Origin of the sequence: Okeania hirsuta (assembly GCF_003838195.1) — a bacterium.
Lineage (GTDB): Bacteria > Cyanobacteriota > Cyanobacteriia > Cyanobacteriales > Microcoleaceae > Okeania > Okeania hirsuta.
Map to the genome: position 1 here is coordinate 18,055 of NZ_RCBY01000048.1, position 23,163 is coordinate 41,217.

Below are 23,163 nucleotides of genomic sequence, written 5' to 3' on the forward strand. Positions count from 1 at the left end.
GTATCTCTAGCTGTTTGCGCAGCATTCCGTAGGAAAACCTTATTTAAAACATAAGGAATATTCTCTTTCTCTTGGTCGATTGGATATGGCGTTAGCGGAGCGGCTCTGCAAGAGCGGGTCTCCTCCCCATGCCACCCTTCGGGAAGCTGCGCTAACGACCGCTTTTTATACTCTTAAAAAGGGAGGCTTGAAACAAAATTTTTTCTTTCAGAAGACTACTGCTAAAGTAATTATTTCAATCATTTAGATGAATTTTTATGATTAATTAATGAGGCTTGATATTAGCGATAAAAAACTTTCTTATCCTCTTCCTTCTTCCTTCTTGCTTTTTCCTTTTTCCTTCTTCAAGATTACCTATTTTTGATTAATTTATGGAATATAAATTATTATTTGTTTGTCTTGGTAATATCTGCCGTTCTCCATCAGCAGAAAATATTATGAATCATCTGATAGAAAAAGCTAATTTGAGCGGTCGTATAGTTTGTGATTCTGCTGGTACAGGAGGCTATCATATAGGTAGTCCACCTGATTCTAGGATGACTTATGCAGCTAAGATGCGAGGAATTACCCTTAAAGGTGCAGCTCGTAAATTTCAAGTAGAAGATTTTGATAATTTTGACTTAATCTTAACAATGGATAAGGATAATTATCGGGATGTACTGCGCTTAGATACTGCTGGTAAGTATCAGGATAAAGTCAAATTAATGTGTGGCTTTTGTAGGTATTTTGATGTGCAGGAAGTTCCCGATCCCTATTATGGTGGTCAGGATGGATTTGACCATGTGATTGAAATACTTTTAGATGCTTGTGAGGGACTTTTAGAGTATATTATTAATCAAAAAAAATAGCGGTCTATGAATGCTGAATTAGTCTAAATTTTTGGCAAAAAATCAACTCAAACTAACTAAATTTAAAATTAATTATTGATCTGCTGATTAAATCTAAAAGCATTTATATATAAAGGTTTTAGCTGTTTTAGGTTGAAAAAAATGCCTGGAAATCAGCTCTTCATACTCATGCATGGAGGGTATTTTAGGCGCATAGTTGGGCATAAAAATCATTCTTACAATTCTTACTTCTACCTCCTCTTAATTACCATTTTTCCTGTCTCCTGTCTCCTACTTCTACTGAAATACTTTTTCAGCAAACCCTAATTAGTCAAGTAATTTTCCATAGTAAAACGAACTAATTCAGCTCGATTATTAGTATTGGTTTTTCTAAATAAACTGCTGACATATTTTTCAATAGTTCTATGGCTTAAATGTAGGCGGTCGCCAATCTGAACATTAGAAAGACCATTAACTAAAAGACTCAAAACTTGTTGTTCTCGCTCAGTCAAACTAATCTTAGAATTGGCAATAACTGACTGAGATACTGCTTCTGAATAATGTGATTTAGATAGCTTTTCTGTCTGAGAATATTGGTTAAATATGGGTGAAATTTGGGCAATAAGAGCAGACCGCTCCAACAAAGACCGAACTATTGCTCCTAACTCTGGTAATTCAAAAGGTTTTGGTAAGTAAATATCACACCCCAAATTATAGCCTTTTACTCGTTCTTCTGTACTTGTATGGGCAGTTAAAAAAATCACAGGCAATAAACGAAAAATGGGACGCGATCGAACTTGTCGTACCAGGTCATAACCATTTATTTCTGGCATAGCAATATCAGTAATCATCAGGTGTGGCCGAGATTTCTCTAATAAATCCAAAGCTTGTTGACCATTTTCAGCTTTGACTACCGAGTAACCAGAAATCTCTAGGTAATCACCAACACATAAACGAGTTCCCAAATCATCATCAACTACGAGAATTGTTAAGGGCATTGTTTAATGGGAATAGGGAAGTAAATTAACATTGGGAGTAGGGAAATACCTAGACTATTAGTAACTAAATTTTTATGCTTGTGAAGTTATCTCCTAGTGACATTCTCATGGTGCTGAACCTGGATGTACGCGTAGACTTCCCAAGATTATAATTATGTGGGTTGCTGTCCAACGCAACTTATTATCTTAGGTCAGAAAGCACCCACAAACTTACTTTACAGGCTATTTCCGGGTCCCATAGTCCTTGAGTTACTATATTCTCTGGTCCATGAGTAAAAACTATATCTGTTGCTGCACAATCTGGATGAGTCCAATAACCAACCCGAATGCTCTAGGCCAAATTAATACCTATAATACTTAATACTACTGATAGCTTACAGCTAAATTAACTGGTTGCCCAAGATTTCCATGAAAAACAATATTCTGTTGGTTAGCTGCCAAATGGCGCAAAATCTTATAGATGATTTCTATTTTGTCATCAGCACCTACTTTTTGGGCAATTTCTTCTAAAGATAGGGGAGAAACCTCTTGCTTGAGGACATTTACTACCTGTTGTTGTAACTCTAGCACTGTGGCCGCAGCTTTTTTACCTGCTTCTACTCCTGGTTGGTGATAGGCATTAATATTAACTAGAGAGCCATAAAAACTAACAGCTCTCTCATAAAGAGCAATTAAGGCCCCTACATTTTTAGGATTAACTTTGGGTATTGTAACTGTAATAGAATCTCGCTGATTTTCATAAAGTGCTTGTCTAGTACCTTGTAGAAAACCAGATAAGTAGTCACCAGAAGTTACTCCAGGTTCTACTTCGGGAGAAATACCTTGACGGTCTTCTAGAACTTCGATAAAGGTAAGAAAGAAATTAGGTACACCATCACGCAACTGTTGTACATAAGCGTGTTGGTCTGTGGAACCTTTATTACCATAAACTGCAATACCTTGGTTGACTATATTACCATCTAGGTCTTTTTCTTTGCCTAAAGATTCCATGACCAACTGCTGTAAATAACGGCTGAACATTAGCAGACTGTCTTTGTAGGGGAGAACTACCATATCTTTTTCCCCTCGTCCGTTACCTACGGCATACCAACTCAAAGCTAATAAAGCGGAGGGGTTGCCTTTAATATCATGTTTGCGAGTGGCTATGTCCATTTCTTTTGCCCCGTCTAGCATGGCCTGGATATCAATTCCTTGCAATGCTGCTGGTAGTAAACCAACGGAGGATAATTCAGAAGTACGTCCCCCTACCCAGTCTGCCATGGGGGTAATATTTAGCCATCCTTCAGATTTGGCAATTTTACCTAGTTTACTATCGGGGGTGGTAGTTGCGACGGCGTGGGGAGCAAAGTCTAGATTTTGAGCATCATAAGCTGCTTTGACTTCCATCATACCGTTGCGAGGTTCTGGCGTACCCCCTGACTTGGAGATGACTATGACTAGGGTACTTTTGAGGCGGTCTTTGAGTTTGTAGAGTACGCGGTCGATACCTGCAGGATCGGTATTGTCGATGAAATGTATTTGCATTGGTGGGTCATTTGGACTAAGGGCTTCGGCCACAAATTGAGGACCGAGAGCTGAACCACCGATACCAATGGACAGAATATCTGTAAATTTGGGGGCATTGGGAGGTTTGATTTCTCCACTATGGACTTTCTTGGCAAAAGTCTCTATCTGTTCGATAGTTTGGACAATTTCTTGTTTGATTTCGGGGGTGGGCGCAAGTTCTGGGGATCTCAGCCAGTAGTGGCCAACCATCCGGTTTTCGTCTGGGTTGGCGATCGCACCTTTTTCTAATTGCTCTATATCTTGGAAAGCTTTTTCAAATTTTGGCTTGATTGTTTCTAGAAAAGAATCGTCAAATTTAATGCGACTTATATCAACATAAAATTTTAATCCTTCATGGTAATAAAGCCAGTTAATATAGCGTTGCCAGAGTGCTTTTGAGTCCATAAAAATTACTGTATTTTTTGTTTTTTTTAGTCTGGTATCTATAGTTTAGAATATTAAATTTGTGGCTTTGGTAAAATACGGATAAATTTAAGAATTTGACCTGTTACTTCTATACCAATCAGGTATTTGTCCACAGTAAATCTGTAGAAAATAGCACTGGTTCCAAGTTGTCGTAATTCTGGTAGTTCTTGTAAGTAATTTATTTGACTGAATTTGATAAAAACAAAATCATATATTTTTTGGTAGGTGGCAGTTTCTAAAGTTTTTAGGTCTTCGACAAAAGACCGAGCATAACGCACTTCTAGGTTCACAATAATATTGTTTTTTCTATATCTTATTTATTATTATTGGTTATTTTTAGTTTAACTATCTTCTCGGTCAAAATACAATATTTGTATGGCTTCTTCTTTGGTTAAGATATCTCCTGGTTTGTGAGTTGTTTTAGATTGTTGAATAGCTTGTAGCATGAAGCTGTCATAATAAAGTGTTTGTAAATATTCCCAACCTCTTTCTAGGTCTACATCAGACATTATACCTATTAGAGAGTACAACTTACTTTTGAGAAAGTTAATTCTTTTTGAATTTACCATATATTTATCCTGATTTAATCCGGTTCAATTTTACTCAAAAATTGAGATTTTTCGGGGATGGAATAATTTTTTTTGGCTTTAGTTACTGAAGTTCCGTTGGAATCGTGGGTCAAAGTTATGTTTCTTTTTTTGATTACATTTACTACAGAGGGTTTGTAGGTTACTAATATCATTACTACCACCACTAGCTAGGGGGATAATATGGTCTATAGTAAGTTGTGTTTCTCTAGTAGTTTTACCACAACTTTTACAATGGTAGCGGTCGCGCTCGAATACATATTTTCTGACTGCTAAAGGAATGTTTATTCGGGGAGTTTTGCTCATAATTTATTTCTGATTAAATCTCTAATTTTTGTTAATTCAGTATGATTATATCACCAGTTAATAGTTTATTAAAATACTAACATTATCCCTGCCCTCGTTTGTGCAGCATGACAAACGGAAAGTCAGAAATAGGAAGTCACCAAGTCAGAAGTTTTTCCCCGTGATAATTTCGGTAATAATATCTCTATTTCTAGACGGATAAATAGGGTAACGCAACCCCCGCTATAAATTTTATTTTAGCGGTTGAAAATTAGTGGTAAGTAACAATCTCCCACTAATTTTAACTTCTGACTTTCGGTCTGAATGCTGCGCAAACACACTTCTGGTTCCTGACTTCTTGAATTTACTGTGGATATTCAGTTATAATAAATCTTTAAGCATAATGTTTTATTGATTGAATAATGCTAGCAAAAGATACTTACAAGAATACAGTTAAAATGCTTTAAATGCTTGAATTAAAGATGGGTTGACTATTCTAGTGCCGCTACGCGGAAGTCAAAAGTCAAAAGTCAAAAGTCAAAAGTATTGATTGGTAAGGCTTTTAGGATTTTTTAACTGGTCAGTTATTTCCGCCATCCTGCACTAGTCGCTTCTTATTTTCTACAATATTGAAGCTCCGGATGTCTTGACTGTGCTATTGGCAGATTTTTCTAGATAACTAAAACCTTATTCTTTCTTGAATTAGTTCATAAATCAGATGAAATTTGCAACCACTATAACAATTTTATTTGAATTTTGAAATATCCTAGACTTTTAGATAATAATACGAATTTTATAAATCTTAGCTACAAATAGCTAGTTTATTTCTTAGGAGTCAGGTAGGGAAGCTGTCGGATTAGCAACGTACAGAATGAATAGTTTCAATATCATTTATTAGGTCTTCAACAATTAATAATTAATAATTAATAATTAATAATTAACAATTACCTCTCTTTGAAAAGAAGAGGATTGACTAAAAGGAAAATTTTTTCTTTTCTCTTGGTCGATTGGATATGGCGAGGAGACCCGTTCTTACAGACCCGCTCCGAAGATCGCCATCCCACCCTTCGGGAAGCTCCGCTTTTTCCGTTTGTCATGCTCCGCAAACATGTCGCGCAGCGTTACCTGGACTTTTGTAAAAAAGTAAAATAGATTTAGCTCTATTCTATAATTAGAGCGAGTTATACCTGAGTCTACCCCCAGATTACCCCCAAGTCAGCTTGATGTTGAGCAAAATATTTCTTGATTCTGTTGTCACCAGCAAAAAAATTTGTAGGAAACACCACTCACAAATACTTCTAATGTCTCTGTAAAATTTGTCACAGCTTGGCGAGAATCACCCTTTCTCAAGCCTGCCATTAATTGTTGGTAAACAATGAAAGTATAGGCAACAAACACTCAGATCAAATGACGCATCATACTGGTTTGAGCTGTGAGTTGATCTTCTTTTCAACCCAACCATCCCTGAGCTTCCCGATCAAACTTTTCAATATAGTTTCTCTCACAAAAGGTTGTAAGTATCCATCCATTCTCCGGTCACACTTTTATATTGTTTATGTGTGATTAAATCATCAATTTCAGTCCCTTGAGATATATAACTATGATTGATGACGATCGCAATAGTTCTAGGACCAGTTAAACCTTTGGTTTCTACTTCTATGGTAGCTACCCAAACTGTTTTGGGTATATCTTGTTGTGATCGATCCTTCCAGCAAAATTATTTTCAGGTAAAGATATGCCTATTTCATCTCACCTTTTTTGTGATTGTTTTTTGCCAGTTTTTTGATGGATAACACTTACCTGACGATTTTTCGCTAACCCCCTTATATATTTGGTGGTGGTGCATAGTCATGGTAAAGGAAGCACCGGGAGTTTGGGGGGATGGGGGGATGGGGAGATCAGGAGTGTGGGAGATGGGGAGTGTGGGAGAAATTAAAAAATATGTATCCTACCATTACTATGCAGGACTATCATATATTTAAGTTCCAGTTGTTCTAACTCCTGTAGAAAAGACGAATTATTTCCATCACCTCCATTCACTAAAACTATACCTGGTCGATATTTTCTGGACAAAGTTTTTTTGACTAACTTGATTGCTCAATCGGGTTTTTTCACAAATTCTTGATCTTGTTTTGCATCTGGAATTTGATGATCACTTTTGGTATAACTCCAAATCCAAAGGTAGACTGCCCACTCCATCATATAGGTGAGTTGTAACTATTACTACTCCATTGTCTGCAGTACTAATTTCTCCAAGATATTGTCGGCCGACTCCACCAGTAAAATTACCACTTTTTTGATGGCCAGAATCATCAATAATCAGAGCACATCCATTTCTAATTCGGGTTTGATCATGTTGATTCATAATTTCTCAACGACCTTTGCTAATGCAAAGCTTCCCTAACATTTATCGAATTTTCAGCCCATTTGGCATAGGCAATAAAATGATGTATATTTTTATATAAAGAGCCGATAATATTGTCGGTAATTTGAGCAATATTTTGGCGTTGACTTTCTCCTAATAATCCCGCCAAATCCAAGGCGAAATCCCTTTTTTTGACCTTTGGTTTTGAATAAATCATCAAATTTTTGACACCACTTTTGAAACCATGGCGGTAAGGCAGACAAGGTTGTTTGTTTGAGCAGCTATCAAGTTTAGGTAAAAACCATAATATATCATAATTTTCACCTCAGAGACTGCATTTTTTTTTGAAAGTCCAGTTAACGGAGTTGTGCGCCAGCAAAACGACCGCTTTTCTCCTTTAAAGGAGAGACTTTAAACCTTAATTATTCGGTAAGTTATCTTTTTAGTCAAAGAGGCATTTCCTGCACTTGTGTTTTAATTGCCCTGATTATTCGTAACATTCTTTTTTTTAATTAGTATTTAGTATAAGGAATAGGGAAAACTAAAGTAATAAAATTCTCATAAATCATTCCGGATTGCTGTATTTATGGTTAACACTTGATTAGTAAGGAAAAAAAATGGGCGTTGGTAAAGCGCGTGTATTATATTAATCTTAATTCTTTAGGAGTCAACCCACCCGCGTGCCTCTCCCAGGAGGGGAAGTCAGTCGGAGCGAGTCAGGAGGGAAGAAAGAAGAAGAAACCCCGAGTAAAAGGAGAAAGTTTTTTGGTCGCGTAAAGGTCACGGAGTTCTATAGCGCTCTTATCCAGACATGATATCATACCTCAAATTACCAACGCCAAAAAATGAAATATACTGATGTTTATATTGAGTTTAAAAATGAAAATATTTACATAGAATAATATTTTACTGGAGAAGGAATAACTGATGAGTTAATCAGATTAGATCTTATTAAAAGTGATATTATTTTTGCTTTTAAAGCTCCAGATGTGAGAAAGTTTACTGAGTTTGCTATGAGTTAAATTTTAATTGGAAAAATTTACTCCTATAGAAAGTTTTGAGGTGTGCCTTACACGAGATAAAATAATCATGTAAACCCAATAATTTTTTGCTATGTCTTCAGAAAAAACTTCCACAACTGCATCCACTACTGGAGCAGATGCTGTGGATGAGGCGATCGCTAAAGGAATAGATTTAGATGGTTCTGCTATCCCAACAGAAAAGCTCGACCTTTATCACAAGGTAATGGCATTAGAAGGTCAACGACAACGGAGTGGGGTTAGTAATACAATGCGGTCTCGTATTGTGCGTATTGGGGCGAAGCATATTTCCCAGGAAGAGTTAAATCAAATGTTGAAAGATGCAAATTTTGCTCCACTTAAAGAGAAAGAAATTGCTTTTTATTATGGTGGGAAATAAAAATAGTTTGTAGTTAGTATTTTAATGTTTTTGTTTCAGGGTTTGATAATTGTTATCTCTAAATTTTGAATCCTGACAGGAGGGGGAAGCATTCGGAAAGAAAATCTAGAGTTTATACTTTTAGTTACTGCCTGAATGTTAGCCCCTACAGAATATTTTCAACTAGGTAAACAGGGGATTTTTTCTATAGCACTCCGTCTTTTGGCGTTTGACAATAAATTTTGGTTGTAAGGGAACACCGGAGTAGGGAACAGGGAACAGAAGAATGTCAAGAGCGTATTTGCGTAGCGCTATATCTTCAAAATGATCGGGTTTATCAAAATATATTGATTTTTGGTATTACATCAATTTGCAAAAAGAATGTTACGAATAATAAGTGCGATTAAAAGACTTGACAGGAGATATCTCTTTGACGAAAAAGATAATTTACAACCTAAAAAATGGAATCGAAGCCATTCATTCTGACTCGGTCCTCCTAACTTCCCCTCCTGGGAGGGGTTAGGGGTGGGTTGACTCCTAAGAAATAACCTATTGATTTGTAGTAAATATTTATCAAACTGGTATTACTTTTAACTTTTGACTTTTGACTTTTGCCTTGCGCAAAGCACTATAACTGTAGGATGCTTCAACAACACACCCTACATTTTTCTGAAATAAAACTACCCCTAACTATTCAAATTCATCTGCTGTCTTAAATCATCAAGTGGAGATACTTCTTCACTCTCCAATAATTTCTCATTTTCATCACTTACTACATCCAAATCATCCCCATTTTTCCCAAAATTAAACCCATAAATAATTGGCAATTGTCGCTCATTCAATAACATCGTCCGTAAACAACTATTAATACTAGAAACCAACTGATTATAAACCCCTATTTTCTCCTCAACCTCACTTTGTAAACGTAAATTTCGTTGAATTTTTTCCGCAGCTTCAGTCTCCAAACTTTTCTCTAAATATTCCCGCGCTTGATTATATTGCTGCATAATATCTTCCCCTTGTTTTTCCGCCATAGGTAATAAATGAGTCTTCAAAGTTTGATTCAAAGTCTGACGAAAAGTCTGTCGAATAGTCCTAGAAACTTTCGGCTCAAAATCCAACTTCAACAATTGCCTAATTGACGGTTCAGCTTCTACCATACTGCTACAATCAAAACTTTGAGAAGTCTGCAACAAAGTCTGCCGAAACTGATAGATAGAAAAAGTTCCTTCATCATAAAAACGGGGACTTTCTCGCACAAACCTGTCACATTCTATCCGCGCCGCACTTATTAATGCCGTAGTAACTACTTTTTTTACTTCCTTTAAATGTTGTTCAATACCTCCATCATTCCCCAACAAACGATAAAGTTGTCGATAATATTCTGACTTACGAACTCGGTCAATTAAACGTTGGAAAAATCCACTTACCACTGACTCGGTAGAATCAACTAAAATATCCTCCAATTGATTGGCTAAATAATAAAGTGCTTCGACCAAAACTGCTAATAAAGGTGCCGTTGCATTCCGTGGATGATTAATAGTTGCCCTACTATAAGCAGCTTCTACAGAAAAAGTATCTAACAGTTCATCTAAACGACGAATCATTCGAGATTGGAGTTGATTAAAATCTGCTTCAAAAGCATCACATTTATTTGTGACTAGCAAATTTACTTCCTCAGAAATATGTTGATTAAATCCTTCGCCCACTTCCTGAAGTTGAGAATTCAACAATGATAATTCCTGGATTTTCATTGCCTCTATTTCCTGAGGTTGACTCGCCAAGTTTTGTTGAGTAGCTAAATAATTTTTCTGTAATTGAATACAGATATTTTGCAAATCATCTGCCAAATTTGCAAATAATTGTGGACGTTTCTCCTCCTTCAGATACCGAGTAATTCCATCCCTAAATTCTTCTATTCCACTATCTTTTATTAATTGTTCGATTAACGGTTTTCCCCACTCACCTAAAATCCGGACATAATTTTCATTAGGTGACTCAAAACCATGAATACTCACCGGAAAGTTACTAGGAAGTTTGCGAGAAGTACCACAATAATTGTTAAAAGCATAGACAAATTGTGGCGTTTCCTCCTCCTCATCTAAACCTTTAACACTATTAGCAAATATAGTATCTAAACCAAAGCGATCGCCTGCACTTGCTTCTTTAATTAAACTGCCATAAAAACCTAACAACCCACTGGTCTTATAAATCCTTTCTGTATCCCGAAAATCAGAAATAATCAAACTTTCTAATCGTTGTCTGAGTTGAGAATTGTACCAAGTTTCATCAATACGATTAAACACATAAAAAACCCGGTCTCTAATTCCAGGATTTTCTCGCATTTTTTCCAGTAATTCTGTTTCTTCAGTTGTCATATCTCCCGCAGCAGCAGCTTTTAAAACACAAACAACCGCAGAAGTTTCTGGATGCTCTATTTTGTCATAAGTAATTTGAGCATCTTTTTCTACTGGCGCATCAATTCCTGGAGTATCAATAATTACATTTCCATCTTCTAAAAGAGGATGATGACAATAATATTCTACTCTCTTCAACACAGCACTATTCATCCCCCGTCGTGCATAACTTGCCGCTTCTTTCAGGTTAGAAAAGTTAAACTGCTCCATAGAATAAATAGCATTTTCGGCAGAATGAATACATTCCTTATTCGCCTCAAAACCATCTACTAATAATTTCAATGCTTTTGCTTGTTTAGCCCGCTCCGATTTATTTTCGCCACCTTCATTTTTAATAATTGCGTCGCATTGTTCCCTAATAATTTGGATTACCTCTGGTTGTTGAATATTAGCATTGGAGTCTAAGCCTAATTCCTTTCGTAAAATTGCTACTTGTTCTTGAATTTCTGCCCCGCTTAAAAATGTTAAAACTACTCGTTCTTTTTCAGGTTCGGCATATTCAATATAACATTCTGTTCCTGTAGCGTGTCCCTCGGCACTATAAAGTAATTCTCTTCCTAATAAAGCATTAATTAACATTGACTTACCCGCACTAAAAGCTCCCGCAAATACTATTTCAAATTTGGGAGAAATTACTTTATTTAAAGAAGCACGAACCGCTGTTGTATCTTGTTGTCTTAGAGTAGATTCTTGATGCAATAATTGAAGTAAATTTTCTACCTGATTTTGTAAGTATTGACATTGAGTAGGAATTATATTCATTTCTATTTTATGGTGTGAGTAAATGTCTGTTATTTTATTATTAATTATTTGTTGATGCACAACAATAGTATTTTCACTGATTAATATTTCACTTGAATCAGCATAAGACCGTAATTTGAGGGATAAATCAAAAAAATATTCATTGGTAATTTTTAAACAAGGAAATGTATATAGTAATTATCGGGTAAGCATTCAGCCATCAGCTATCAGCTATGAATTATTAACTCATTTCTTACCACATAATTGCATGGGTTTACAACTCAAGCGAGTCTTTCTTGTACTTCAATACTCTGGTTAAAAATGTAGTATAAGTTAAAATAAAGTTGGCTTCATTCATTAAAAAAATGTTTGTGTAGCATTCCGGAGGAAGAGCTGATTACTCATAGCTAAATGTTTATAATACTCTGGTTAAAAATGTAGTATAAGTTAAAATAAAGCTGGCTTCATTCATTAAAAAGCTGTTTGCGCAGTATGACCTAGGAAGAGCTGACTACTAATACCTGAATGCTGACATTCTCGACGCAGTTTTGTAGAAAATATAAGTACTTGTGCAAAATTAATTCAAAATTTGTAAGTAGATAGTAGGTAGTAGGGAACAAAAAATATACTTGTCTACTTCAGCAGTTAATCTAAAAATACTTTTTCGTTAAATATTCAGCTAGCTTGCATTCAGCTTTTAGCTGTTTCATAAATAATGAATATACACTGCTAAGGTCAAGATAAGTTGTTTTTTCAATACTTTGAATTATCCTTAAACCGTTCAATACTAATTCCTGTTATAAAGGCAGTGAATTAATAGCTGATTGCTGAATGCTTACTTTTTTCCTATCTATTTAACCAGACCATCAAATAAACAATTAATTTTGCTTAATTAGGGTTTGCGTATCGAAAGTCTTTTTGCTGGGGTAGGAGACAGGAGAAATGGAAATGAGTGAGGAGGTAGGAGTAAGAATTTTCTCTCAATTTTTATGCCATAATCATCCCAATATACTAGCTTTTTGAGCTTTTTCCACCGAAAAGCTGATACTTTTTTCAAAAAAAAACGCTAAAATATTTATCTGTCAATACTTTTAGAATTAATCAGCAAGCCCTAATTATTTCTTGGCAAAAAAGAACAGCACCCCAAAATTAATATAGACTTTAAAGCCAACTTTGGTAGTAAGATTTACCGAATAATTAATAATTAATAATTAAATAATTCTGGTTTAAAGCCTCCCCTTTTAAGGGGAAAAAAGTGGTCGATATTCGCAGCTTCCCGAAGGGTGGGATGGATGGGTTTCCTAACAATATCCAATCGACCAAGAGAAGAAATAATATCTCCTGATATTCAATCCTCTCGGTTTTAACCAGAGGTAATTATCAATTATCCATTATCAATTAATGAAATCTACCTCAATTAGTAAAGCTTTGATCTAAAACTAAAAGCAATAGCTGTTTGCGTAGCATCCTACAGGGAATATCTGATAGCTGACGGCTAAATGCTTACTAATAAAGTCATTTATACCTAACTGATTATGATTGTGAAATCTACTTAAATCACTAACAATTTCTTAACTGATAAAAATGATTGTTGGAAAAATTTTGCCAAACACCATACTCGCATCTCTAAAATTATCTCCATCTCTCTTTTTTCAAGAATAAGAAAGATTTACCTTCTAAAAGATAAGCATTTCCTGCGGAATGCTGCGCAAACAGGAGTCAGCTATCAGTTTTATTACCTTTCAAGGAGAAAAAAGTAATTTTATCAAAGCTTCAGAGTACGAAATTGGAACAATTCTTACTCCTATCTCCTCTAAATTCCCCGTTCCTCCTGTCTCCTGTCTCCTGTCTCCTACAAAGAGCAAAAATACTTTTTTCAGCAAACCCTAATTAGGTATCTGTTTGTGGAGCATTCCGGAACAGAAAAGCTTGGGTTTAAATCTCCGACTTCTATTAAGTCGCTTAATTTTAAGAAGAATTTAAATCCCCTTATCAAAAGCTGACTGCTGATTGCTGAAGTACTTAATTGCTAAAGGCTTTTTAATAGCAAACTCAATAAAAATTAGAGCTTTTTAAATTATGACTATCGACTTATATTATTGGCCTACTCCTAATGGCTGGAAAATTTCTATTATGTTAGAAGAAACAGAAACCCCTTATAACTTAATTCCAGTTAATATTACCGCCGGAGACCAATTTCAGCCAGAATATTTGAAAATTAGCCCTAACAATAAAATGCCAGCCATTGTTGACCCTAATGGACCCAATGGCAACCCTATTTCTATCTTCGAGTCAGGAGCTATTTTGCTCTATTTAGCTGAAAAAACAAGTCGCTTTATTCCCGATAACCCAAGCGATCGCTACACAGTAATTCAGTGGCTAATGTTTCAAATGGGAGGTCTTGGCCCAATGTTAGGGCAAGCTGATCATTTTCGTCAATATGCACCCGAAAAAATTCCCTATGCAATTGAAAGATACACCAATGAAGCATCACGTTTATATGGGGTATTAAATCAACAATTATCTCAAGTAGAATATGTGGCGGGAGATTATTCTATTGCTGATATGGCAATATATCCTTGGATAGTACCCCACGAAAAGCAAGGGCAAAATTTATCAGACTTTCCTCATTTAAAGCGATGGTTTGAAACTATTAGTCAGCGACCTACAGTAAGTCGTGGTTTAGCAGTTTTAAGTGAGAGTCGGACAAAGAAGTTTGATGAAAAAGCCAGGGAAAATCTTTTCGGTACTCGTCAGTTTCAGCAGTAATTAATAGCTATTTAACTATTAAGTAGAAAATGGTAAATTTTGGGCGCTATTTATCAAATTGTAAATTAGCTCAAAAGTTTATATTAAATGGCTTTAGGAGTTTTTTGATTAAATATACAGTGTCTTTTTTTTAGTCTGCTCTACTTAGTTTTGGTAGGGTAGGTAAAAATTTACTTACCCTACCTAACCTAGTTTTGATAGTAGAATTTGGCACGGTATTATGTAATATTTTCACCAGTTCAATTCTATGGCTAGCTTAAAAGGAGAAGTATTTATTTTTGAGGTAGTTACTATCAACAACTCTGGCAAAATAATCTACCGCACCTCTACCAGTGCCAGGCAAAAAAGACCATAAGCAAGTTTCTAATACAGATTTCCAGCCACTTACCACAAAACAGTCAATCTATCAATCTACTGAAAAATGAGGAGAGAAAAATTAGTCATTCATCGTCACATAAATTCAGACGATCGCCTCTAAAAACAACGACACGATAGGTATTTGCAGCCTCAAAATTCTTTTAAGCAATACTAACCCTTGGATTTTTATACCATTTAGAGTATCACACAACCGAGTAAAAGCGCTAAAAATATTGAAACTTCGTTAGCTGATTGGGAAAACTTTTCTCCGATTTTGTCAGAGGTTGATGACAAAATTAAAAAATTTCAAACTAAAAGACTGAAATTGATAACTAAAACTTACCTAATAATTAATAATTAGAGTTTGCGTATGGAAACCCTATTTAAAGTCCCTACAGATTATTTCGTTTACGGTTTGTTCGGGAGCAAGTAATGAAAGGGGTATTCATAATTCTGATGTTGATTACGGTTAGTCCAAATATCTTAATTCTGATGCTGATTCACCAACGCCAAAACAAATAAGCCGAAAAATCCAGACCTCCATCAACATAGATGCGTTTTCTCAAAGGTTGTCTGAATTCTTTTCCAAAACTTCCCTCCGCTGCAAAAAAAAATCATCCTCAATAATAGAAATATTGCCCGATCGTTCCCTATGAGTATAGGTAATCAAAATATTGAACCTTGTCATTTTCTGAAGCTCAAAAAAATTAGAGGATAATGAGGTTGCATCCCCTCAAAAACCGCGATAGGATATACATATTGGCAGTTGTTCGCCCAGGGCAAACGCATCTTATTTTGCCGTTCCCTATATGTAGTGTTTATTTGATTTTATAGACACTATATGTTGAAAGTCTATTGTCAACAAGCGCAATAAAACCCGGTTTATTGATAATTACCCCTAGTTTATTGACGAGATGCGTTTGCCCTGGTTGTTCGCCCCTACGCATGACTTTTTATTCAACAAAAAAAAGTGAAACAGATTTTTATTTGCTCTCAAAAATGCCTCCTGACCAAAAAATAAGGTCTCAAGCCTCCCCTTTCAATGGGATGAAAAAAAATCAAGTTCAATATTTCAATTCCGATGCTTTCCTGTGGAATGCTCCGCAAACAGGCAGAGGTACTGATAACTGATAACTGAAATGACCCTGAATCAGCAGATAAAGCGCAGGACTCCTTCTTGAGTTTAAGTTGCACTTTTTCATTTTCTGAAGCTCAAAAAATTAGAGAATAATGAGGTTGCATCTTCTCAAAAATCGTGATAAGGTATATAAAGTTTTAGTCACTCGTCCCTTCGCATGACTTTTTATTCAACCACAACCCAGGAAATATAAATTATATATGTAAGGTTAGAACATATCAAAAGCTCAAAACTCAGACAAAGCAAGCTTATTCCTTCGCACACCTTAAGCTCAAATCAAACAGGCAAATCCTTCCTCGGCTTAAACCTCTCAACCTCCCGTAACTTCTGATAAATCTCCAACTCCTCCTGACTAGGCTCCTTCGGAGTCACAATCTTAATCTCCACCAACTGGTCTCCACGCTCACCCCTCCCATCAGGATACCCCTTACTCGCAAGCCGTAAACGTTGACCAGAAAAAACCCCCGCCGGCAACTTCATCTTCACCCAACCATCCAAAGTAGGCACCTCAATATCCCCACCCAAAACGGCCTCCACAGGAGTAATAGGCAACTCACAAAAAATATCCGGTCCATCCAACTGATAAAAATCATGAGGAGCGATCGTAATCTTCAAATACAAATCTCCCCCACCAATACCCTGATTTTTCAGACGAATTCTTTGACCACTAACCATAGCCATCGGCATATTCACCTCTATCGAACGCCCATCCTCCAAACGTATTTTTTCAACCCCTCCCACATAAGCCTTTTCCAAAGGTAAAGTTAATCTAGCCTCAATATCCTTTTTTACTTCCCGCTCTGTTGCCTTATAAGTATTCTTTTTCTGACCAGAACGATAAACATTAGAAGTCTGAGTTTTTGGAATTGTCGATTCAACTGGAGTTCTAACTTCACGGCGACGACCTAATAGTTGGTCTACAAAAGTATTAAAATCTGAAAAGTCACTAACATCTGAATTTTTTTCATTTTTTCGCCCATTTTCATCACGATTATCCCAATTCCTAAAATCAGGAACTCGTATCCCCACCCTACCCCCAATTCCTTTAGGTTTCCAATATCGAATAAACTGATCGTATTCTGTTCGTTTTTCTATATCTGATAAAATATCATAAGCTTCATTAATATCTTTAAATTTTTCTTCTGACTCTTTATCACCAGGATTTACATCTGGATGAAACTGTCGTGCCAGTCTCCTATATGCTTTCTTAATTTCATCCACCGAAGCATCTTTAGAAACATCTAAAATCTGATAATAATTCCGAAAATTTTGCATCTGCTAACTTAAACTTATAAGTTTTAACTATAAATATTTTCTATAACTTTTTGAGGAAAAACGGTAGAATACTTAAGACTTCTTACCTTCTCACTTTTCGAGAAAAATAATAGAAAGTCACTAATTTACTTAGGAAATTCTCCAATATTTATAACTCATTCACGACAATAAATTCACTTTTAATTTTAACTATATCTTGCAACTAAGCAAGAAACTATCTCCCGTAAAATCTAAAATAGTTACAACCAATCATCATCATCATTCCAATCATCACTCTGATAATAACGATTAGGTCTAGTCGGTCTGTTATAACTGACTCGATCCGAAGACCTACGATCTATCCTACTATCATAATCATAACGTTCCTTGCGCTTGGGCTCCTCTCCAGAAATACTGCGACGCACAGACCCAAAGAAATCATCATCCTCAGATTCAGAAGTATAAATTGAAACTTCACGATTCAGATCGTACAGAGCATCCTGTAAATCAACTCCCACCCGATCAATACCACGCTCATCATCCCTCTCCAGGCTATCCCTTAGTTCTCTAATCAACATCTCCATCCGTTGACGACTCCTAGCAGCAAATTGCATACCATAATCCAAGGCCACCTCCCGGAGTTGTCGTTCAGCTTGAAAGGCCAAAGCCTCTGCACGATTGCGCTTTTCTACTTGCTCCCTTCTTAGTCGGTCTGTCTCAGCAAATTTTTCAGCATCCCGAATCATCTGACTAATTTCTTGCTGAGTTAAAGTCGATGCTCCTTGAATAGTAATACTTTGAGCCCTACCAGTAGTTTTGTCCATTGCAGTCACCTGCAAAATACCATTAGCATCAATATCAAAAGCCACTTGTACCTGTGGCACACCCCGTGGAGCAGGAGGAATACCCGTCAGCTTAAATTTTCCCAGAGACTTATTCTCCGCCGCAATTTCTCTTTCTCCCTGAATAACATGAATCTCAACAACAGTCTGGTTATTTTCTGAAGTAGAAAAGATATCAGAACGTCGTACCGGGATAGTAGTATTTCGAGGAATAAGTTTTTTCATCACCCCACCAATAGTTTCCAATCCAAAAGATAATGGGGAGACATCCAACAGCAGCACATCTCGTACATCCCCAGCTAAAATTCCCGCTTGAATAGCAGCTCCCACAGCCACAACTTCATCAGGATTAACCCCTTGATTTGGTTCTCTATCTATTAGAGAGTAAACTAAATCTTGGACAAAAGGAATCCGAGTTGAACCACCCACTAATACTACTTCATCAATCATAGAAGGACTAATACCCGCATCTTTTAATGCCATTTTCACAGGGCGTCCTATTCTGGGAATTAAATCCCCACAAAGTCCTTCAAATTGAGACCTAGTCAGCCTAGTTTCTAAATGTTTAGGGCCATCTTTTGTGGCTGTAATAAAGGGTAGGTTAATCTCAGTCACTCCGACCCCAGATAATTCTATTTTAGCTTTTTCCGCAGCCTCCATCAGCCGTTGTAATGCCTGGCGATCGCTTGTCCTTAAATCTATTCCTTCTGTCTCTAAAAATTGTTCTGCTAACCAATTTACTATTCGTTGGTCAAAATCATTACCCCCTAGTTGAGTATCTCCACTCGTGGATTTAACTTCAAATACTCCATCTCCTACCTCTAATATTGATACATCAAATGTACCTCCACCCAAGTCGAAGACCAGAATTACCTGATTATCTGTATTCTCTAATCCATAAGCCAAAGATGCAGCCGTTGGTTCATTCAGAATTCTTTTAACTTCTAAACCCGCAATTGTCCCTGCATCACGAGTGGCCTGTCTTTGGGAATCATTAAAATAGGCTGGTACGGTAATTACTGCCCCTGTAACTTCTTCTCCCAGATAGCGACTTGCTTCATCTGCTAGCTTCCGCAATATCATTGCTGAGACTTCTTCCGGAGCAAAATCTCGTTTCATCCTAGGACATTTAATTTTGACATTGCCATATTCATCTCGGCGAATTGTATAGGGAACCCGCTTTGACTCTGGAGATAGTTCAGAGTATTTACGTCCAATGTATCGTTTGACCCCATAGAAAGTGTTCTGAGGGTTCAGAACAGTTTGTCTTCTGGCCATTTGTCCTACTATTCGTTCTCCTTCCTTGGTGAAGCCAACTACAGATGGAGTTGTCCGCATTCCTTCTGAATTAGCGATCACTATGGGTTTTCCGCCTTCCATGACGGAGACTACGGAGTTTGTTGTACCCAGGTCTATGCCGACTACTTTGCCCATGCCTTAGTTTTCTTTATTCTGTCCTTTTGTTGATTATTCTATCGTGTCAAATTTCTCAAGCTTTGAGGATAGCCTCACCCTCTGAAAAGAAGGCAGAAGGCCAGAAGCAATAGACAGCAATAATCAAATATATTTTTGCCTTCTGTCTGCTTATAGAGTTGAAAACAACTAAATTTATTTATGAATTATGGACTAAGGTTAATTTTTTTAGAGAAACAACTATGCTCAAGAATTCCTTGCTAACACCCTCAAATTTATTGAATTTATGGGGTTTGTATTCTCCTCTCTGGCTCCTTATTCCTTATTTGGCCTTTTTTTCTATAGCTACATACTTAACTTAGATTTATAGATTTAATTTTTTTTGTGCTCGCCTCTTACCCTTAGTCTGTTAATCTTAATCTGTTATCGATATTCAAGAGCAAATTTAAGTATGTATTTTTAAATTTTATTAAGATACTTAGATTATATTACTAATTTTGCTGTAACATTACCACACTTATCTACTTTTTGTCAAAAGTATATATAACAAAAATTGAGGCAAATGGAATTAAAAATAACAAATGAGATGTTGCTGAAATTTGTAACAACTTGTAAAGTTATAATAATAAAAAAGAAGTAAATTGAATTAAAGAGGTTTTTACCAAGTAAATGCGAGTTGCGATCGCGGGAGCGGGACTAGCCGGTCTTTCCTGTGCCAAATATCTAACAGACATGGGTCATACTCCAATAGTCCTAGAAAGAAGGGACGTTCTAGGAGGTAAGGTAGCAGCCTGGAAAGACGAGGAAGGAGACTGGTACGAGACCGGTCTACATATATTTTTTGGAGCCTATCCAAATATGTTGCAGCTATTCAAAGAACTAAATATAGAGGATAGACTGCAATGGAAACAGCACACGATGATTTTTAATCAGCCAGAAAAACCAGGAACATACTCTAGATTTGATTTTCCTGATATTCCAGCACCTTTGAATGGAGTAGTGGCTATTCTCCGCAATAATGATATGCTAACCTGGCCAGAAAAAATTAGATTTGGTATAGGTCTGATTCCAGCTATGCTTCAAGGCCAGGAATATGTGGAAAAAATGGACAGATACACCTTCTCAGAATGGTTGAAAAAACAGAATGTTCCTCCGAGAGTAGAGAAAGAAGTATTCATCGCCATGTCAAAAGCGTTGAATTTTATTGGGCCAGAGGAAATATCCTCAACTGTAATTCTCACAGCTCTAAACCGTTTTCTCCAAGAAAAAAACGGCTCTAAAATGGCCTTTTTAGATGGTTCGCCAACAGAGCGATTATGTCAACCTCTGGTAGATTATATTGCAAAGGGAGGTGGAGAAGTACAGTTGAACGTACCCGTAAAGGAATTTTTACTGAACGATGATGGTCAAGTCAGTGGATTTCTAATCAGAGGATTAAATGGAGCACAAGACCGAGTAATAACTGCTGATGCTTATGTATCAGCAATGCCAGTCGATCCCCTAAAAACAATGTTACCCAAACCGTGGCAGCAGATGGAATACTTCCAAAAGCTCAATGGTCTTGAAGGTGTACCAGTAATTAATCTACATCTATGGTTTGATCGCAAACTAACAGATATAGACCATCTACTGTTTTCACGCTCACCTCTACTAAGTGTCTATGCAGACATGAGTAACACTTGTCGTGAATATGCTAATCCCGATCGTTCCATGTTGGAATTAGTATTAGCACCCGCCAAAGACTGGATTTCTAAATCCGACCAAGAAATAGTCGCAGCCACAATGGCAGAGTTGGAAAAATTATTTCCCCATCACTTTACAGGAAATTCTCCAGCTAAGTTGTTGAAATCTCACGTTGTCAAAACGCCCCGCTCTGTATATAAAGCTACCTCCGGTCGCCAAGATTGTCGCCCTTCCCAAGTAACACCAATTGCAAATTTCTTCCTTACAGGAGACTATACTATGCAGCGCTATCTAGCCAGCATGGAAGGAGCTGTACTTTCTGGAAAGCTTACAGCGCAGGCAATTACTAAGGCAAGCTCCGCTAACGCTTCTACTCAACTTGAATCTCATGCAAACCTGCAACCAACAACTCCAAAGCCAGCAAAGAATGCTGCAACGGTCTAAATATTCTCAGCGCATGACTCGTTCATCCCTGGTATCACTAGAAGAGTCTTATGAGTTGTGTCGTCAAGTCACAGCTACCTATTCTAAAACTTTTTACATGGGTACTCAGTTAATGCCAGAAGCTAAACGTAAGGCGATATGGGCAATATATGTCTGGTGTCGTCGTACAGATGAACTGGTCGATGGACCCATGTCAAGTACTACAACTACAGAAACTCTCCAAGAGTGGGAAAAACATCTAGAATCTCTCTTTGCTGGCTATCCACTAGAAGATACAGATGTAGCTTTGGTAGATACACTATCCAAGTTTCCTTTAGACATACAACCATTTAGAGATATGATCGCGGGTCAGCAAATGGATCTGTACCGCAGTCGCTACGAAACATTTAAGGAACTGGAACTTTACTGTTATCGAGTAGCAGGTACAGTTGGTTTAATGACTATGCCAGTTATGGGAGTGGTTCAATCAAGTTTGACTGCTCCCTGGAATAAAAACCAACAGATGAAATCTCCCACATCAGAGGCGATCGCTTTGGGAATTGCCAATCAACTTACCAATATTCTACGAGATGTAGGAGAAGATGCTCGTCGGGGTCGGATTTACATTCCTCTAGAAGAATTAGCTTTGTTTGATTATACTGAAGAAGATTTATTGAATGGTGTAATTGATCGACGCTGGCGAGAATTAATGAAATTTCAGATTAACAGAGCACGCAAGTTTTTTGTTGATGCAGAGAAAGGTATTAGGCGTTTGAATCCTGATATTCGTTGGCCTGTTTGGTCAGCTTCCATGCTTTACAGTAAAATTTTAGATGCTATTGAGCACAATCAATATGATGTGTTCAACCGTCGAGCTTACGTCTCTACCCCTAGAAAGTTAGTATGTTTACCCATAGCATTACTTAGATCGAAAGTGTTATAAGTTTTTGAATTTTTTCTTATAACATATAGTTAGTTTGAATCATAGAGATAAGTGAATTGCAATATGAGGTAGAGCTAAGTTTAGCTACAAACATAGTCGTTCCAAGCTTAATTAAATATCAAAATCATGAAACCTATAACTAATTAACTGAAATCTGTCTTGTCTTACAGCGCTTTTCAGATTGATGAACCACATCATCATAACAAAAATCGTTTAAGGGGAAATGGCTATTCGCCTCTACTGTGGTCTACTGAAATGAAAATTGCTGTAGTCAAAAATTAAACTATAAAAAGAGCCTTTGATTTATCATTAAATCGAAGGCTTCAAAGTGACTTTATAAACTTATTAAGATTTTATAGATATAGCTACAGTTCCTTGTACAACTATATCTACAATCATTTTAACTTGATAGTCTAATTTACTTTACTTGTTTGTTTTCTTAAGAATTACTGGTAGCTGCTAAACGCTGCTTCAACTGTGTTAACGCATCTGCCCAACGGGGGTCTGGCTGAACTGCATCATTTCCGCTAGAATTAGGAGTACTACTGGTAGTTTTAGATGCTCCTTTATCCTTTTCACGACGAGACTTTTTCGCCTTACCAGTGCTTCTGCTGGCTGGTTTTGACTCATCCTCAGTTTTTTCTGACTCGCCCTTATTCTTAGAGCGTGGCAAAGCCTTTTCAATTTTCAAAGGACTTTCTTTAAACTGATAACCATTGTACTTTTCGATAATTTGGTCAGCTTGTTCATCA

General features: G+C 36.7%; 19 protein-coding genes and 1 pseudogene. 7 read left to right on the forward strand and 13 right to left on the reverse strand.

Annotated features, from left to right (window positions below):
* The first annotated feature begins 371 nt into the window (after window positions 1-371).
* Window positions 372-848 carry a low molecular weight protein-tyrosine-phosphatase gene (locus tag D5R40_RS10725; protein ID WP_124143563.1) on the forward strand — a complete coding sequence of 159 codons (477 nt, stop codon included), beginning with the start codon at window positions 372-374 and terminating at the stop codon, window positions 846-848.
* 302 nt (window positions 849-1,150) lie between these two features.
* Here D5R40_RS10725 and D5R40_RS10730 read toward each other — a convergent pair whose 3' ends face one another.
* The 8 genes from D5R40_RS10730 to D5R40_RS42545 all read right to left on the reverse strand — a co-directional run bounded on the left by D5R40_RS10730 (window position 1,151) and on the right by D5R40_RS42545 (window position 7,250).
* Entirely contained in the window at window positions 1,151-1,825 is a 675-nt protein-coding gene (locus D5R40_RS10730) for a response regulator transcription factor (protein ID WP_124143562.1), read from the reverse strand.
* 363 nt (window positions 1,826-2,188) lie between these two features.
* Window positions 2,189-3,775, reverse strand: a complete 1,587-nt coding sequence (locus D5R40_RS10735) for a glucose-6-phosphate isomerase (protein WP_124143561.1) — start codon at window positions 3,773-3,775, stop codon at window positions 2,189-2,191.
* 53 nt (window positions 3,776-3,828) lie between these two features.
* Window positions 3,829-4,086: a cytotoxic translational repressor of toxin-antitoxin stability system gene (locus tag D5R40_RS10740; RefSeq protein ID WP_124154630.1), complete on the reverse strand. Its 258-nt coding sequence runs from the start codon at window positions 4,084-4,086 to the stop codon at window positions 3,829-3,831.
* Window positions 4,087-4,137: 51 nt separating this feature from the next.
* The gene (locus tag D5R40_RS10745; RefSeq protein WP_240041576.1) at window positions 4,138-4,365 is read right to left on the reverse strand and encodes a hypothetical protein; all 228 of its coding nucleotides are present in this window, start codon (window positions 4,363-4,365) and stop codon (window positions 4,138-4,140) included.
* Between the two features lie 78 nt (window positions 4,366-4,443).
* Window positions 4,444-4,689, reverse strand: a complete 246-nt coding sequence (locus D5R40_RS10750) for an HNH endonuclease (RefSeq protein ID WP_124143559.1) — start codon at window positions 4,687-4,689, stop codon at window positions 4,444-4,446.
* A 1,911-nt stretch (window positions 4,690-6,600) separates the two neighbouring features.
* The gene (locus tag D5R40_RS42535; RefSeq protein ID WP_161564357.1) at window positions 6,601-6,741 is read right to left on the reverse strand and encodes a hypothetical protein; all 141 of its coding nucleotides are present in this window, start codon (window positions 6,739-6,741) and stop codon (window positions 6,601-6,603) included.
* 79 nt (window positions 6,742-6,820) lie between these two features.
* The gene (locus tag D5R40_RS42540) at window positions 6,821-7,033 is read right to left on the reverse strand and encodes a transposase (protein ID WP_124154631.1); all 213 of its coding nucleotides are present in this window, start codon (window positions 7,031-7,033) and stop codon (window positions 6,821-6,823) included.
* A gap of 19 nt (window positions 7,034-7,052) precedes the next feature.
* Window positions 7,053-7,250, reverse strand: coding sequence for a hypothetical protein (locus D5R40_RS42545; RefSeq protein WP_124143557.1), 198 nt, complete (start codon window positions 7,248-7,250; stop codon window positions 7,053-7,055).
* Window positions 7,251-7,953: 703 nt separating this feature from the next.
* On the opposite strand from D5R40_RS42545, the gene D5R40_RS42550 reads away from it, so the two are divergent.
* Both D5R40_RS42550 and D5R40_RS10765 read left to right on the forward strand, forming a co-directional pair.
* Complete coding sequence (locus D5R40_RS42550) at window positions 7,954-8,055, forward strand: element excision factor XisI family protein (RefSeq protein WP_124143573.1); 102 nt, start codon at window positions 7,954-7,956, stop codon at window positions 8,053-8,055.
* A 91-nt stretch (window positions 8,056-8,146) separates the two neighbouring features.
* Window positions 8,147-8,452 (forward strand): small RNA NsiR4-regulated ssr1528 family protein, encoded by a 306-nt coding sequence (locus D5R40_RS10765; protein WP_124143556.1) that lies wholly within the window; start codon window positions 8,147-8,149, stop codon window positions 8,450-8,452.
* A gap of 665 nt (window positions 8,453-9,117) precedes the next feature.
* Here D5R40_RS10765 and D5R40_RS10770 read toward each other — a convergent pair.
* Both D5R40_RS10770 and D5R40_RS35035 read right to left on the reverse strand, forming a co-directional pair.
* Window positions 9,118-11,610, reverse strand: coding sequence for a dynamin family protein (locus D5R40_RS10770; protein ID WP_124154632.1), 2,493 nt, complete (start codon window positions 11,608-11,610; stop codon window positions 9,118-9,120).
* Window positions 11,611-13,331: 1,721 nt separating this feature from the next.
* Complete coding sequence (locus D5R40_RS35035) at window positions 13,332-13,472, reverse strand: hypothetical protein (protein ID WP_161564356.1); 141 nt, start codon at window positions 13,470-13,472, stop codon at window positions 13,332-13,334.
* Between the two features lie 196 nt (window positions 13,473-13,668).
* Here D5R40_RS35035 and D5R40_RS10775 point away from each other — a divergent pair, with 196 nt between their 5' ends.
* Window positions 13,669-14,358 (forward strand): glutathione S-transferase family protein, encoded by a 690-nt coding sequence (locus tag D5R40_RS10775; RefSeq protein WP_124143554.1) that lies wholly within the window; start codon window positions 13,669-13,671, stop codon window positions 14,356-14,358.
* Window positions 14,359-16,129: 1,771 nt separating this feature from the next.
* On the opposite strand, the gene D5R40_RS10780 is transcribed toward D5R40_RS10775, so the two are convergent.
* Together D5R40_RS10780 and dnaK are read right to left on the reverse strand one after the other, a co-directional pair.
* Complete coding sequence (locus D5R40_RS10780) at window positions 16,130-17,128, reverse strand: DnaJ C-terminal domain-containing protein (RefSeq protein WP_124143553.1); 999 nt, start codon at window positions 17,126-17,128, stop codon at window positions 16,130-16,132.
* Between the two features lie 239 nt (window positions 17,129-17,367).
* Entirely contained in the window at window positions 17,368-19,383 is a 2,016-nt protein-coding gene (gene dnaK, locus D5R40_RS10785; protein WP_124154633.1) for a molecular chaperone DnaK, read from the reverse strand.
* A 648-nt stretch (window positions 19,384-20,031) separates the two neighbouring features.
* On the opposite strand from dnaK, the gene pds reads away from it, so the two are divergent.
* The 3 genes from pds (at window position 20,032) to D5R40_RS40930 (ending at window position 22,693) form a co-directional block, all read left to right on the forward strand.
* The gene (gene pds / locus D5R40_RS10790; protein ID WP_124143551.1) at window positions 20,032-21,489 is read left to right on the forward strand and encodes a 15-cis-phytoene desaturase; all 1,458 of its coding nucleotides are present in this window, start codon (window positions 20,032-20,034) and stop codon (window positions 21,487-21,489) included.
* Window positions 21,473-22,411: a 15-cis-phytoene synthase CrtB gene (crtB, locus tag D5R40_RS10795; protein WP_124143572.1), complete on the forward strand. Its 939-nt coding sequence runs from the start codon at window positions 21,473-21,475 to the stop codon at window positions 22,409-22,411. Before pds ends, crtB begins: the two co-directional genes overlap by 17 nt.
* Window positions 22,412-22,570: 159 nt before the next feature.
* Window positions 22,571-22,693: a hypothetical protein gene (locus D5R40_RS40930; RefSeq protein WP_275670291.1), complete on the forward strand. Its 123-nt coding sequence runs from the start codon at window positions 22,571-22,573 to the stop codon at window positions 22,691-22,693.
* 157 nt (window positions 22,694-22,850) lie between these two features.
* On the opposite strand, the pseudogene D5R40_RS10800 reads toward D5R40_RS40930, so the two are convergent.
* Window positions 22,851-23,163, reverse strand: a pseudogene (locus tag D5R40_RS10800) (RNA-binding protein); the annotation flags it as partial.